The sequence below is a fragment of the Dictyoglomus thermophilum H-6-12 genome (assembly GCF_000020965.1).
In the GTDB taxonomy this organism is placed as follows: Bacteria; Dictyoglomota; Dictyoglomia; order Dictyoglomales; family Dictyoglomaceae; genus Dictyoglomus; species Dictyoglomus thermophilum.
Genome location: NC_011297.1, coordinates 1,410,129 through 1,423,804 on the forward strand (window position 1 = coordinate 1,410,129; position 13,676 = coordinate 1,423,804).

Below are 13,676 nucleotides of genomic sequence, written 5' to 3' on the forward strand. Positions count from 1 at the left end.
TTACCTCCTTTCTTTTTTATTTTATACTATTTTAGTATAAATTTCTAACAAAAAATTATCTTTTCAACATTAAAATTTCTTGCTTTATCTCTTCAAAAACCACATCTCTATTTTCCTGAGTCAAATAGTAAACCTTTCCATACTTTTTAAATTCTTGCACAAAATCTCTATGTAAAGAGGCAATAATTTTAAATCTGTCATTTTTCATAACTTCGTGAATTTTCTCTCGAAACTTATCAGAATAAAATTCCATCTTGCCAATCTCATCAATTATATATAAATCTGAATCCAAACAGAAGATTTTATCCACAGCACTCTCCAGAGAGTTTATATCAAGAAAATACTTACCAAACTTATGAGGTGTTTCTTTGTAGATAGAAGCAAAATTCAATCTCTGATTATCTCCTAAAATTACGAGCTCAAAACCAACTCTAAACCTACCATCTCTTACTTCCTCAGTAATAAAACCACAAACGAGTATCCCTTTATCTCTACAAAAGTTATATACTCTTCTGAGCAAAGTAGTTTTTCCTACTCCTGGCTGTCCTGTAATAAATATTTTCATTTTTATTTGATTCTCCATTGAATCTTTAAATTTTTGTATTATATCATAAAAACAACTATGTATATTACTATTGATCTCGGAACAACTAACATAAAGTTTGTCCTATGGAGTAGTGATGGACAAATTATAGCCAAAAGGTCCATTCATACTCCTATGGAAAAAGATAAGACTATAAATCCTTTAAAATTAATAGAAATAATAAAAGAGATCATTGAAAATTTTGAAAGAAAATACAGAAACGAAATATTAGGAATATCTGTAGGAGGAATGGCAGAGTCAGGATTACTCATCGACAAAAATGGTAATCCTTTAACTCCAATTTACACTTGGCTTGATAATAGAGGAGAAGAAGAACTAATAATCCTTCAAAAAATAGGAAAAGAAAAAATCTTTGAGATTACAGGATTAAAAATCAATCCTAAATATTCACTGGCAAAAATTTTATGGATCAAAAAGCATCATAAAAATTTATGGAAAGATTCCTATAAATGGCTAAATGCTGTAGATTTTATAAACTATCACTTCACTGGAAGAGCTGTAACAGATTTCTCCCTTGCAAGCAGAATGCTACTTTTTGATATAAGAAATAAAGAATGGGCGGAGGAGATTCTAAATTTATGTGAGATACCTATGGAAAAACTGCCTGAAATCAGACCAGCAGGGAGTATTATAGAGGAAAAAGAGTATGCATACGTATTAGGTGGCCATGATCATCCTATAGGTAGCATAACCCTTGATCTTTCTAAAGGTCTTTATGATTCTTGGGGAACTGCAGAAGCCTTATTAATACATACAAGTAAACCGATGCTCACAGAATATATAAGAAGATTAGGCTATTCCGTAGGTTGTATTGGAGAGGGGCTGTATTACGTAATAGCAGGCATACCCTATTCTGGAGGAATAGTTAAATGGATAAAAGAAAAATTGGGATTTGAACTTAAGATCAACCCAACAAAAACCTCAGGAATTCTTTTCTTTCCCTATTTGATGGGAAAGGAAAATAAAGACTCAGAAATTGTAAAAGCATTTTTGTATGGATTAGATATAAATACATCTCTAAGAGATATAGAACAATCTATATGGGAAGGAGTATTCTACGAGACTAAGAGTATCGTTGAAAGCTTAAAGGAAAATTTTGAGTTTGAGAAAATTATAATTTCGGGAGGAATGACAAAGTATAAGTCTCTTTTACAATTAAAAGCTAACATCTTAGACATGCCACTTAACATATCAGAGGAAAGAGAGTTAACCTCAAAAGGTTTGGCTTTTTTGATTGCAAAAGCATTAAACAAAACAATAGAAAGTTTCAAGGAGAAAAATTTTCTAATCATTTACCCCCAAAATAACACTGAGCAATTTGAAAAAGCTTACTTAGAGTATAAAAAAATAAAAGGCCTGCTGGGACTATAACCTCCAGCAGGCCTATGAAGGCTTAACTAATTTTTAATTACTTTAGTCCTTCTAAAACAGCATTTATAGCCGCCTCAAACTTAGGTCTTAATGCCTTTATAGATTTTGCAGGATTTGCCACATCAATCTGATCCATCAATTCAGTAAATCCTGGAATTCCAGCAGCAGGATTTATAACAGTCCTTGTTGACGCATCTATTAAAATATCATAAACTTCTTTGCCACCTACCCTCTCAATCTGGTCCTTAACAATAAGCTCTTTCTCCTTATCTGTTGGCATCAACATCCATAAAAGATATAGGGCAGCAAGTTCTGGATCCTTAGAGGAAGAAGCTATAGCCCAAGCAGAATCATCACCTTCATCGGCACTCTTCTTATTAGTATCTGGCCCCTTAGGGAATGGAACCATACCTAATTTTTTACCAAGGGCATTTCTCATAGTAGAAATATCCCAAGGTCCCCAATAATCCATACAGGTAATACCCTTTTGAAATCTTCCTTGAGGATCTGTCCACCAGTCAGCAGGTCTCATCTTATATTTTGCGTCCATCTCATACACAGCCTGAAATGCTTTATAGGCCTTAGGATTATCAAGATTAAACACTGGTCTTCCACCAATATATTTTATAGGCATAACATCGTTGGTCCATAAGAATGGAGCATATGTCCTCCAACTTGCATAAGCATATTGGTCTATCTTTCCATCACCATTGGTATCTTGTGTAAGTTGCTTGCCTAAGTTGAAAAAGGTCTCCCAGGTCCACTTCCCTTGCTTATATAACTCAAGAGGATCAGGAAGTCCTGCCATCTCAAATTTCTCTTTATTGTAATAAAGTATGTAGGGAAATACATTATCATTGTAAATGTTTGTTACTGCATAAATCTGCCCTCTCCAAGTAAAGTAATCAAGAATAGGTTTTCTAAAACCTACAACATTATAGAGATCTTTATTCTTAAAATCAATATATCTATCTAATGGAAGAAGCATCTTCTTCATCATCCAAGTAGGTTTTTGTCTACTATCAATGTAAACAATATCACAACCAGAACCAGAAAGTATTGCTGCCGTTTGTTTCTCGACTTTGGTTTCCCAAGTCACATAAACTATCTTAACTTTTGCTCCTGTAATCTTTTCAAACTCTTCCCTTGCTTGTTTTGGTGATCTCACACCAGGAATATTACTTTTTTCTTCCTCGGGCCAATGTTGCCAAACGTAAATTGTTTTACCTCTATACTTTTGAGTATCAATATTTAATACATAGTTTCCAACCTTATACTGATATACCCTCTGCCCAAATCCAGGGACAAAAGTTAAGAAAGCAAAAAACATTAAGAAAAACAGAACAAAAACCTTTCTTTTATTCATTTAGAGCCCTCCCCTCTAAAAAATTATTTAGAATCAGACTTTCTCTCCTTCTTTCTGGAATGTAAATTTCCTTATCCCCCCTTTCTTTATAAACCTTATAAGGCATTTCAAATCACCTTAAGAGTGGTCTCAATAATCTCTCCCGAAAGAAATTCAAAAATTATTTTGAGACTATCTATATTCTGATATTTTGAGAGATTCTCAAATACATGCTTCTTTATTACCACCTGAGAATCAATGACGGAAAAATCATCCCATCCTCTTAGATATGGTGTCCAAGAATCCCTTATAGGTCTTCCTGTTTTTGCATCAAAGACTTTAATTGCACAAAGTCTAGCCCCATTAAAAGCTATAATAAATTTTAAGTCCGTAGGAACTCCACTTATGATGTTAAAGGGTTTATCAAGAAGTACAGGATCTTTATACTGCACTATATCCAATGGGTAATCCACACTTTCTGTAAACTTAAAGTTTAATCTGGCCACTACCCCATAACTTTGAGGAGTTAAAATATTCTTTAAGAATTCCTTCTTAAGTATTAACCTGTTTGGAGATTCTTGTACATAATCTTTACCCTGGATTAAACCCTTTCCATTCAAGTATATTCCTACAAAAGAGTTACCGTTTAACTCTATCTCTACACTCTCATCCTTCACCTTATTCTCTTTGATATACAAAACTCCTGGATTTAAGAAGGCATTCCTTTTACCATAGGAAGCATTAATAATAATCTTTATAGCCTGTTCATCTCGCCAAACTCTGTTTCGACGATCATAATTTTCTCCATTATCCCAGTAAAATGTAGCCATCTTATACTTCTTAGCAACCCTAATAAGATTATCAAAATAGTACCATTCGGCTGGCTTATTTCCATTAAATAGCCCATACTCTCCAATAATAAAGGCATAGGAAGGAAATTTTTCTCTTACAATCCTTATGTCCTTGTCCATCTGCTCTTTATCTCTATCAGTTCCCCAACTCTTTCTTCCCCACCAATTAGCAGTAAAGTCCCAAGGAGAATAATAATGCACACCTATTATTATGTTAGGGTCTTTTGGAGGTACAAAATACTTTTCTGCCTTATAAGTGTCGGTCCATAATGGAGGAACAACCACAAGTCTTCTGTCATTATATCCTCCAGAATTTCTTATAACCCTCAAAATCCTCTCATTTACCTCATTCTGCAGAGCACCTGCCTCTTGCTCCGAAAATCCTTCATATGTAGGTTCATTAATGATTTCAAAAATCAATTTCTCTGAATAATCCTTAAATCTATCTGCTATCTGAAGCCATAATTTTTCAAGCTTATTTATAGTTCCTTCTTTATCCAACTTCATTTCTTTGCTTAACCATCTCCAAGAGTCATGATGCACATTGATTATCACATATAAGTCTTTTTTTAGAGCCATATTAACTACCTCTTCTACTCTATCCATCCATTCTTTATCAACTTTATAATCTGGTGCAGGTCCCATGTGATCAACCCAAGTAACAGGAATCCTTACACTCCTAAATCCCATTCTCTTTATATCCTCAAAAACATACTCTTCAGTTTTTGGATTCCCCCAAGATGTTTCATCAGGTATAGCATCTAACGCATTACCAAGATTCCAGCCTGGATCCATATCCTCAACCGCTTTATAGGGATCTACATAATTAAAATTCCCCTTATAAGAAGTAGCATATATTTTTCCCGATATAAGACCGAGAAAAATTAAAAGAGATAATATAAAAATTTCTCTCATCTCATCCACCTCAATCTTTGACAAACTTAACCTCATCTACATAGAGGGTTGTATTTCCTTCGGGTACTCCTGTCACCTCAATACTCATACCCCAAATTCTTTTCTTATCTACAGTAACAAAGGATTTTAGAGGAACAGAAATCTTTGTCCATTGAGTAGGTACACCACCAGTTATGGTATACTTTTCAGAATAAAATTCTTTACCATCCTTTTGAGCTGGAGCCTCAACAATGGTTACCAAAAGATTGTAATCACCAGCCTTCTCAGCCCTTATATAGAACTCCAGAGCCTTATAATTAGAAAGGTCTAAAATCTTATCCTTAGCATTAAAATTCCACTTAGCAAAATTTATACCCATTCCAGCCCACCAACTATTCCATACAAAATTTATTTTCAAACACTTCTTACCAGAATAAGCTACACCTTCTACCTCTTCTACTTTACAGCCCTCTGGAGCAACCCAATACCCTAAGGCTGAAAGATTAGTATTCTCCGATTCCCCATCATAAATCAAAATTTCCTTTACACTTTGAGAAAAAGAAATACCCAAAAAGAGGAATAAAATCAAACCCATTAAGATTACCTTTTTCATAAAGACACCTCCTAAAGAAAAATTTTTATCCAACAATTCCTGTCCTCTCTACACTTTCTACAAAGAATCTTTGCGTGAAAATATAAAAGATCAACATTGGTAAAATAACAAGAATAGCACCAGCATATTGAGGAGGAAGTATTAATAAGGGATCAAAAATCTGCGTTCCCCCAGTTATTATAGCCCTGATATTTGCTAAATTAAGAGATAAAGTATATTTATCAAAATCTCCAATAAATACCGATGGTTCAAAAACATCATTCCAATGCCATACTAAAGAGAATAAGAAAACTGTTACTATGGCAGGAACAGAGTTAGGAATAAAAATTCTTAAATAAGTTTGAAATGGTGAAGCGCCATCTACATAAGCTGCCTCCTCTAATTCCTTAGACATACCTCTAAAGAACTGCCTGAATATGTAGATAAAAAGTCCACTCCTCAGACCACCCCCTAATATGGTTGGAAGAATAATAGGATAGTAAGTATTTAAAAGATTAAAAGGCTCTCCTCTTATAAGCTTAAATATTCCTAAAATATCAAATTTTTGATAAAAAACATAAAGAGGAATTAGCAAAACTTGGGGTGGAACTATTAAAGTAAATAATATTAATGCAAAAATGAACTCTCTTTCTTTAAACTTAAACCTTGCAAGTCCATATCCAATCATAGAGCAAGAAATAACATTAAATATTGCAGGAATTATAGAAACAATTAAGCTATTTTTAAAAGCATTAAAATAATTGAGAGAAACAAAAGCCTTTTTGAAATTTTCAATAGTCGGATGTTTAGGTATCCACACAACTGTAGGATCAATAAGATCTTCTCTACTCTTTATAGCAGTACTTAGCATAAATAGTACAGGTCTCAAAAGTACATAAGAAAGTCCAATAAAGAGAATTATTTTAACAAGAGTAATAAACCATTGGTATATCTTATTTTTAAATATTAAAATTATATCTTCTTTTGTATAATTCTTGTATTTAATCATTAAAACTGCCTCCCTTATTCATTCATATAGAAAACCCGCTTTGAAATTACCCACATAAGCAACAAAAGAACTAAACCAATGATAATAAAGTAAAGCCAAGCTATTGCGGCACTATAACCATGGTTTAGTTGCTTAAATGCAACCTCAAGAATATACCTAAGAACATCATTACTATAATCAGTAAAGGAATCAATCACAGTATAAATCACGTTAACTAAAACAATCGGCGAGATCATTGGCAAAGTAACCTTCCAAAAGGTTTCCCATGTTGTGGCTCCTTCCACACGAGCCACTTCGTAAAAAGAAGAAGGAATAGACTGCAAACCAGCAAGAAATATTAAAATCTGTACTCCTGATTTCCATATAATTTCATATATTCGATCAATGGCATTGATTATTGGCATTAAGAAAGGTATGTTTCCCGTTATTCTTATCAAGAAAAGCCTAAAATCTATGCCCCTTAAGAAAGGAGAGTTAGAAAGAGCCATTCCAGCTTGAGCCCCCATTGCGAACTGTTCTATAGAATTACTCTCAAGCACATAAAGTAAAGCACCAGACATTACTACTACAGGCAAAAAGAATATGGCCCTCACTAAAGTTCTCCCTCTGAATTTTTGGTTTAAAAGAATAGCTACAAAAAGAGAAAACATTATTATTAAAGGGATATTAACAAGCATGTTTCCTACTTCGGTGGTTAAATATCTAATAAAATTGGGATCCTCCCTAAGAGCCTTTATAAAATTTCTAAAACCTACAAAGATCAAATTATACCCTTCAGGGGAGACATCTAATTGACTAAAAGCAAAAATAATAGATTGAATAAAAGGCCAAGCAAAAAATATTAAAAACCCTAAAAGCCAAGGATACACAAACAGCCTTCCAACTCTTGCCTGCCTTTGAGATAAAGTCTTCAGTCTTTTTCTATTTTTCATAACTCTCAATGCCTCCCTAATTCTTTCCTAAAAAGAAAACAAAATCTTCTCCCTTTATTATCTTTCCTTTATACTTAAACGGTTTGGAGGTGTAGTTAACAACTACTTCTGTGTCATTCTCATACTGTACCTTGTATACTCCATTACTTATCTTTGTATGAGTCCTTATAGGCACATCATAAATATTTATGTATAAATCTCTTAACAAGTTGTATTCTTTTACCGCTTGATCAATCCAATCCTTATAATTAGAACTAACCATTTCATTGAAGATACTTTTCTTAAAATATGAAGAATCTTTAAAAATCAATGCATAATAAGGTAAAGCTCCATACTCTACCATTTTTAGAAACTCCATTCTCTGACTTTCCCTCAAATTTCCCGGTCTTCCACTATATGGAACATATCCATGAAGTAAAATCTGAAGGATAGGCACACTTTCTGACTCGATAGCAAAGTTGCTTGAATCAAGAGGAGCCTCCAAAATTAGCGAACTATAGGGTAAAACATAAAAATTACCTGAGCTAAAGATAAAATTAAACTTATTTATATGATTACTTAAACTTTCTTTCCACAAAGATGCAACTTCTTCTCTTGAAAGAAGTTTAGATCTTTTATTCTGAGATGATATATAATCTCCCATTTTCTCTATTAAGACATTTCTAAGATTAAACCTCTCCAGATCTCTCAAAAAATTATTAAGGTATACAGGAACCCTTTCGGGTAATACTGTAAACCAAGGATCATAATCTCTGTTCTTCTTTTTTATGACAGGATCCCATTTATACATAAAAGCAAGTCCATTGTTTAGATATCTATTAGCATCACGAGATGGAGAAAAGCCATTACCTGCGTTATGTACCTCTATAACTTCAGCAGTTAAAATTAAGTTAATATTATTACTGTTACAATATTCAATTAATTTTCTAAATCCCCCATTTCCACCAATTTTAGATTCTAACCTTATCCCATTCGTTATCTTATTCATATATCCACCAGACTGATAACCTTTAAGTATTAGGTTTATATTTTTAATTCCTCTACTTCTAAACTCATCAAGTATTTTGATAGTTTCATCAAAGGTAGTAAGAGGAAACAAATCTACTACAGGAACACCTGCTTTCGTAGTTCTTATATTTATGCTGTTGATAATTACAAGATTAAAAGGCACTTCGGAAACTTTAGTAGCTTTTTTATAAAGATAACCATTCTTTACAAGGTAATCTCTATAAGATCTGATCATAGATGAGTAATCAACATCTTTTCCTGTAAATAATAGATAGTTTATTACTATATCCTTTTTAATCGTATATGGAGAAAACTTATTAACCAGAACATCTACAACTTCTCCAGCCTGTCCTGTAGAGGCCTCTCTTTCATAAAGTAAAAATTTATGAATCCTCCTATACTCAAAAACAGGATAAATCCTGAAATATGAGGTAGAATTACCCGCCATATAACAAGCTATATTTGAGTCAAAATCTCCTGATTCTATTATCCCCAAGATCCCAAGATCATTTCTTTTAACACCAAATATGGGAAGCCTAATTCCTTCAGTTTTAGGAGGCATATCGTAAAGAGGCATACCAAAATCATAACCATATACAGGAAGTTCAAAACCCCTTTCATTACCAGCCTTATGATCAAATCTTACAAGAGCTCCAGATCCGTCAGGCACTATAAGATATCCATTGTCTTTTTTACTTCCATAGATAAAGTACGGAAGAATCCATATTCTGTTTATTTTAAGATCTCCTTCTTCTTTTATAGAATCAATAGGTACTCTTACCTTAAAGCCTGTTTCAGTCAGTATAAATTCAATAGAAATGCTAACACCTTGGGTAGAAAATTCATAATCTATCCTAATACCATCCCTAATATTTTTATACTTAAAATTCCCTCTCATAACTCCAAGGGCATAGGTATTGTAAAGAGAGACTCTTGCTTCATCATCAGCCATTTCAAGAACTAAGTGGGAAGGAATAGTGAATTTTGTTATGCCCATTGAAAAATCTCCTTCCCAATCTTTTGGGAACTGGTTAAATATTTTTCCTGTAGCCTTATCTTTAATGGCCACTTCTGCTGTTTTTTCGTTAAACAACATAACGAATTTATTATTTTCTGCTATAACTTTATATTCCCCGTTTTGCCCATAGAGAGGAATAACTAAAACTACGATAGAAATCAAAATCAGCAATTTTATACGCATCTTTCCACCTCTTTTAACCAATCATATACTTAATTTCTAAGTACACCATGTAGATAAACCTCACAAACTGCTGAAAAGTTGCAAAGAACACCATTCCTATAAACATAGCAAAAATTATACCTGCGATAGTTATAAGGGAAGTTCCAAAAACCTTACTCAAAGAGTATTCCTGAAGTTCCATCATACCCGCAAAAAGTATCCATAAAACCCATATACTTCCGATAGTATCGAAAAAGTAATAAAAAGCAGCTTCCTCCAAAGTAAATACATGACTTAACAAAGTTTGAGGTAGATAAATAAGCACCAATGGAAATAGACTATAAACTGTCATTATAAATATTTCCCTCATTTTTGCCTTTCCATCCATTATGGTGGTAACTGCCCAGTTTATAGTCACCCAAGCAAGAATAGGAAGCAAAACTCTCCCTACTTCAAGAAGTATGTTCAACTCCTCCGGCCTATAGGGATTAAAATGAAAGGCAGTCATAATTCTTCTGATAATAAATGCAAGGATGATAAAAATCAGGAGGATCAATGATGCCTTAAAAGATTCTTTTCTTCTCTTAAGTTCATAAAATCCATCAAAAGGATGCAGTATCACATAAAAAACAAACATTACGGTATCAAACAATGGATGCTTTTGAGCATAACTCCTATAATAAAAGGCTATTTTTCCTCCTAAAAATCTCTTTACCAAGTAAATGATTAATAAAAATAATATGAATAGGTTCATTATCTTAGAAAAATTTCTTCTCATGTATTCTATTCTGAAACCCCTAAGAGCCTTAGAATATCCTTCAGGATAAAAGCCAAGTCTGAAATTCACCATAGCTTCCTTATATTTTTCCTCATGCAAGAAGTTTTTTCCAAGCCCTATATAAGCAAGATCATAATTAGTATCCATTTTTACAACATCTTTCCAAACTTCTGCTGCCTTTCCATAATATCCGTCTACATAAAAGGAATTTGCTTTAAGAACAAGACTTCCAAAATAAGTAGGTTTAAACACAGTTATAGTACCCTTATTCTCATCAAGGACAAACACTTTCCCATCATAAAGATCTATCGCTGTAGGAAATTGAAAAGTTCCCTTTTGATTCCCTATATCCCCTGACACAAATAGAAAATCTCCAAGATTGTTATATACAAAGAACCTTCCTACTCTACCATCAAGAACATAAAGGTTTTCTGAATCATCTACAGCGATATCTGCAATCTCCCCTCTCACCGTAAAACCAAAATAAAGATCCCCATACATATTGCCAGTGCGACCTTCCTGCTTTATTATGTTATCTCCAAGAGCATTTAACCTTTTAATCTGGTCATACCAAGCTCTTACACATCCATAAATAAACCCATCTTTATCCACAGTCACATTCCTATATTCAATGGGTATAAAAAGCATCAATTGAGATCTTTGTTTTCTCGTAAGAACCCTTCTCCAGAAAAGTTCTATAGGATTTACCTCAACCCTATTACTACCAAAAAATCTCTCAAAATTTCCCTTTGGACTAAACTGAATTAAACCTTCTACAACATTTTCAGCTACCACATATACTCTTCCCAAATTATCTACCGCAACCTTCTTTGGAATATATTCAAAATTAACCTTTATCACATCTCCAACAGGCTTTCCTATGATCATATAAAGACTTCTGTCCTTATTCAAAACTACGATTCTAGAATTTTTAGAGTCAGCAATATATAGCCTCCCATCACGGGTAACAAAAAGCCCTGTTGGAGCTTTAAAAAGATCCTTCTCTCCATTATTTATAAAGCCATCAATAATCTCTTTCAATTTATAATCTTTACCTATCACTACAATTCTGTTATTACCAGTATCTGCTACATAAATATCGCCATTACTTTTATCTATAAAAAGATCTTCAGGGGCTGAGAAGGATAGATTAGGCTTTATAGTTTCACCTGAAATTATAAGCTCGGGCTCAAATCCTGGAAGAGAAGGTACAGGCCTCCTTCTTTCATTATAGATATATGTGTAATAGGGAATTCCCGCAAAAGCAATATTTATCAAAAACAATATAAATAGAAGTTTTGCAATTATCCTTGCCCTTCTCATACTCTTTACTCCTTAATACCAGCAGACTTCATAGTCTCCACCACATTGCTTTGGGTCAAAATAAAAATTATTAATGAAGGAAGCATCATAAGAATTGCAGCAGCTGCCGCAGCACCAGCCCTCACAAATCCTCCCTGTTGTATATAAGTCAACGCTAAAGAAAATGGCTTCATGGCTTCATTATGTAAATACAAGGCAGGAGTATAAGTATCATTCCAAGTATCTCTAAAGGCAAAAAGAATAAGAGTAAGCCAAGCAGGCTTTACATTTGGCATAACTACATACCACCATATCTTAAACTCATTAGCACCATCTATCCTTGCAGACTCTATATACGAATCAGGAATCTGTTCCATAAATTGCTTCATCAAAAATAATCCTAAAGTTGCACCTATATAAGGCAGAATTAGAGAAAAATAAGTATCTAAAAGCCTTAGCTTAGCCATAATTATAAATCTCGGTATGTTAGTTACATATCCCGAAAACATCAAAGAAAAGACAACTAAGTTAAATAAGAACCTACTACCTGGAAATCTATGTTTGGCTAAGGGATATGCTGCCATAGATGCTATCATCACATGTCCAAAGGTACTTACAAGACTAATGAATATACTATTAAAAAGATACCTGGAAAAAGGAACAAAGGAATTACTCATTAAATAAAATAAGTCAGTAAAATTCTTAAGAGTTGGTCTCCTCACAAAAAGCCTTGGAGGAAATAAGAAAAGTTCGTCAAGAGGCTTGAAAGCATTCATAATAGAATAAACTAGGGGTAAAGCCATAAATATTGCTACTATTGTTAACACAATTATTACAATAATATTCCCCCAAATAGATCTGTTTATTCTCTTCATATTACAAACAAAACCTCCTCATATCAGTCAGGTCTTATTATTCTTCTGACTCCTTGGTTAATACCTACCGTAATTAGGAACAAAATTACAGCGATAGCAGAAGCATATCCCATTTCATACCTTATACTTCCATAATCCCACATGTGAAGCACGATAGTATGAGCAGAATAAAGAGGACTTGGAAAACCTATAAGTTGTGCTGAAATATCTGCCACTGCAAAAGATGAAGTAACTTGCATTATAGCTCCAAAAATAAGCTGAGGTTTCATGGAAGGAAGAGTAATATACCAAAGTTCTTGCCATCTATTTCTTATGCCATCTACAGCAGCAGCCTCATATAAAGACCTATCTATGGTCTGAAACCCAGCTATAAAAGCAAGAAAGCTTGTGCCAAGACTCATCCACAATTGTACTACCATCAAAACATATAAATTAATTCTAGAATCTTGAAGCCAATAAATTGGTTCTTTTATTATCCCCAGATTCATCAAAAATCCGTTTAAAAGTCCATAAACATCTCCTGAAAAGATGTATGTCCAGATAAAAAATATCGCAGAAGATAGAGCAGGAGCATAATACAAAAGAGTTAAAACAGATCTAATCTTAGGTGGAAGTTCATTTATCAACCATGCAAAAAAGAGACATGCAAAATAACTTAAAGGTCCCGTTATAAGGGCAAACTTAAAAGTATTCTGAAGGGCAATAAGAAATACATCGTCCTCTAAGAATAATCTTTTGTAGTTATTCCAACCAACAAATCTTGGTGCTTGGATAATATTGTAATTTGTAAAACTCAAAATAATTCCTACTATTACAGGAATGACAACAAAAGTAAAAAACAAGATAAAATATGGTAAAAGCAAAAAGTAAGATTCTTTATTCTTTTTTACCTCTTTCCATAGATTTCTAATTTTCTCCTTCATTTTATACCTTCC

11 protein-coding genes are annotated in these 13,676 nt (G+C 33.3%); 1 reads left to right on the forward strand and 10 read right to left on the reverse strand.

Annotation, left to right across the window (positions count from 1 at the left end):
* Nucleotides 1-55: 55 nt before the first annotated feature.
* Complete coding sequence (locus DICTH_RS07100) at nucleotides 56-640, reverse strand: nucleoside-triphosphatase (protein WP_316246436.1); 585 nt, start codon at nucleotides 638-640, stop codon at nucleotides 56-58.
* On the opposite strand from DICTH_RS07100, the gene DICTH_RS07105 reads away from it, so the two are divergent.
* Nucleotides 623-1,975, forward strand: coding sequence for an FGGY-family carbohydrate kinase (locus DICTH_RS07105; protein WP_012547447.1), 1,353 nt, complete (start codon nucleotides 623-625; stop codon nucleotides 1,973-1,975). The genes DICTH_RS07100 and DICTH_RS07105 overlap by 18 nt on opposite strands.
* 37 nt (nucleotides 1,976-2,012) lie before the next feature.
* Here DICTH_RS07105 and DICTH_RS07110 read toward each other — a convergent pair whose 3' ends face one another.
* From DICTH_RS07110 to DICTH_RS07150, 9 genes are all read right to left on the reverse strand, one after another.
* A complete protein-coding gene (locus tag DICTH_RS07110; RefSeq protein WP_012547854.1) occupies nucleotides 2,013-3,341 on the reverse strand; it encodes an extracellular solute-binding protein in 1,329 nt (442 codons plus the stop codon).
* Between the two features lie 107 nt (nucleotides 3,342-3,448).
* Nucleotides 3,449-5,110, reverse strand: coding sequence for a cellulase family glycosylhydrolase (locus DICTH_RS07115; protein ID WP_236608258.1), 1,662 nt, complete (start codon nucleotides 5,108-5,110; stop codon nucleotides 3,449-3,451).
* Nucleotides 5,097-5,678, reverse strand: coding sequence for a hypothetical protein (locus DICTH_RS07120; protein WP_012547830.1), 582 nt, complete (start codon nucleotides 5,676-5,678; stop codon nucleotides 5,097-5,099). The genes DICTH_RS07115 and DICTH_RS07120 overlap by 14 nt, the downstream gene beginning before the upstream one ends.
* 25 nt (nucleotides 5,679-5,703) lie before the next feature.
* Nucleotides 5,704-6,666, reverse strand: a complete 963-nt coding sequence (locus tag DICTH_RS07125) for a carbohydrate ABC transporter permease (protein WP_012548392.1) — start codon at nucleotides 6,664-6,666, stop codon at nucleotides 5,704-5,706.
* A 14-nt stretch (nucleotides 6,667-6,680) separates the two neighbouring features.
* A complete protein-coding gene (locus DICTH_RS07130; RefSeq protein ID WP_012548393.1) occupies nucleotides 6,681-7,598 on the reverse strand; it encodes a carbohydrate ABC transporter permease in 918 nt (305 codons plus the stop codon).
* Nucleotides 7,599-7,614: 16 nt separating this feature from the next.
* The gene (locus tag DICTH_RS07135; RefSeq protein WP_012547545.1) at nucleotides 7,615-9,807 is read right to left on the reverse strand and encodes a DUF5696 domain-containing protein; all 2,193 of its coding nucleotides are present in this window, start codon (nucleotides 9,805-9,807) and stop codon (nucleotides 7,615-7,617) included.
* 13 nt (nucleotides 9,808-9,820) lie between these two features.
* Nucleotides 9,821-11,887, reverse strand: a complete 2,067-nt coding sequence (locus DICTH_RS07140; RefSeq protein WP_012547683.1) for a YIP1 family protein — start codon at nucleotides 11,885-11,887, stop codon at nucleotides 9,821-9,823.
* Between the two features lie 5 nt (nucleotides 11,888-11,892).
* Nucleotides 11,893-12,741, reverse strand: a complete 849-nt coding sequence (locus tag DICTH_RS07145) for a carbohydrate ABC transporter permease (protein ID WP_012547083.1) — start codon at nucleotides 12,739-12,741, stop codon at nucleotides 11,893-11,895.
* A gap of 23 nt (nucleotides 12,742-12,764) precedes the next feature.
* Nucleotides 12,765-13,664, reverse strand: a complete 900-nt coding sequence (locus DICTH_RS07150) for a carbohydrate ABC transporter permease (protein WP_012548688.1) — start codon at nucleotides 13,662-13,664, stop codon at nucleotides 12,765-12,767.
* Between the last annotated feature and the right edge of the window lie 12 nt (nucleotides 13,665-13,676).

Bases quoted from the DNA above. Each gene is read 5' to 3' on its own strand.
- DICTH_RS07105 (WP_012547447.1), top strand. From the start codon at position 623: ATGTATATTACTATTGATCTCGGAACAACTAACATAAAGTTTGTCCTA.
- DICTH_RS07110 (WP_012547854.1), bottom strand. From the start codon at position 3,341: ATGAATAAAAGAAAGGTTTTTGTTCTGTTTTTCTTAATGTTTTTTGCT.
- DICTH_RS07120 (WP_012547830.1), bottom strand. From the start codon at position 5,678: ATGAAAAAGGTAATCTTAATGGGTTTGATTTTATTCCTCTTTTTGGGT.
- DICTH_RS07125 (WP_012548392.1), bottom strand. From the start codon at position 6,666: ATGATTAAATACAAGAATTATACAAAAGAAGATATAATTTTAATATTT.
- DICTH_RS07130 (WP_012548393.1), bottom strand. From the start codon at position 7,598: ATGAAAAATAGAAAAAGACTGAAGACTTTATCTCAAAGGCAGGCAAGA.
- DICTH_RS07135 (WP_012547545.1), bottom strand. From the start codon at position 9,807: ATGCGTATAAAATTGCTGATTTTGATTTCTATCGTAGTTTTAGTTATT.
- DICTH_RS07140 (WP_012547683.1), bottom strand. From the start codon at position 11,887: ATGAGAAGGGCAAGGATAATTGCAAAACTTCTATTTATATTGTTTTTG.
- DICTH_RS07145 (WP_012547083.1), bottom strand. From the start codon at position 12,741: ATGAAGAGAATAAACAGATCTATTTGGGGGAATATTATTGTAATAATT.
- DICTH_RS07150 (WP_012548688.1), bottom strand. From the start codon at position 13,664: ATGAAGGAGAAAATTAGAAATCTATGGAAAGAGGTAAAAAAGAATAAA.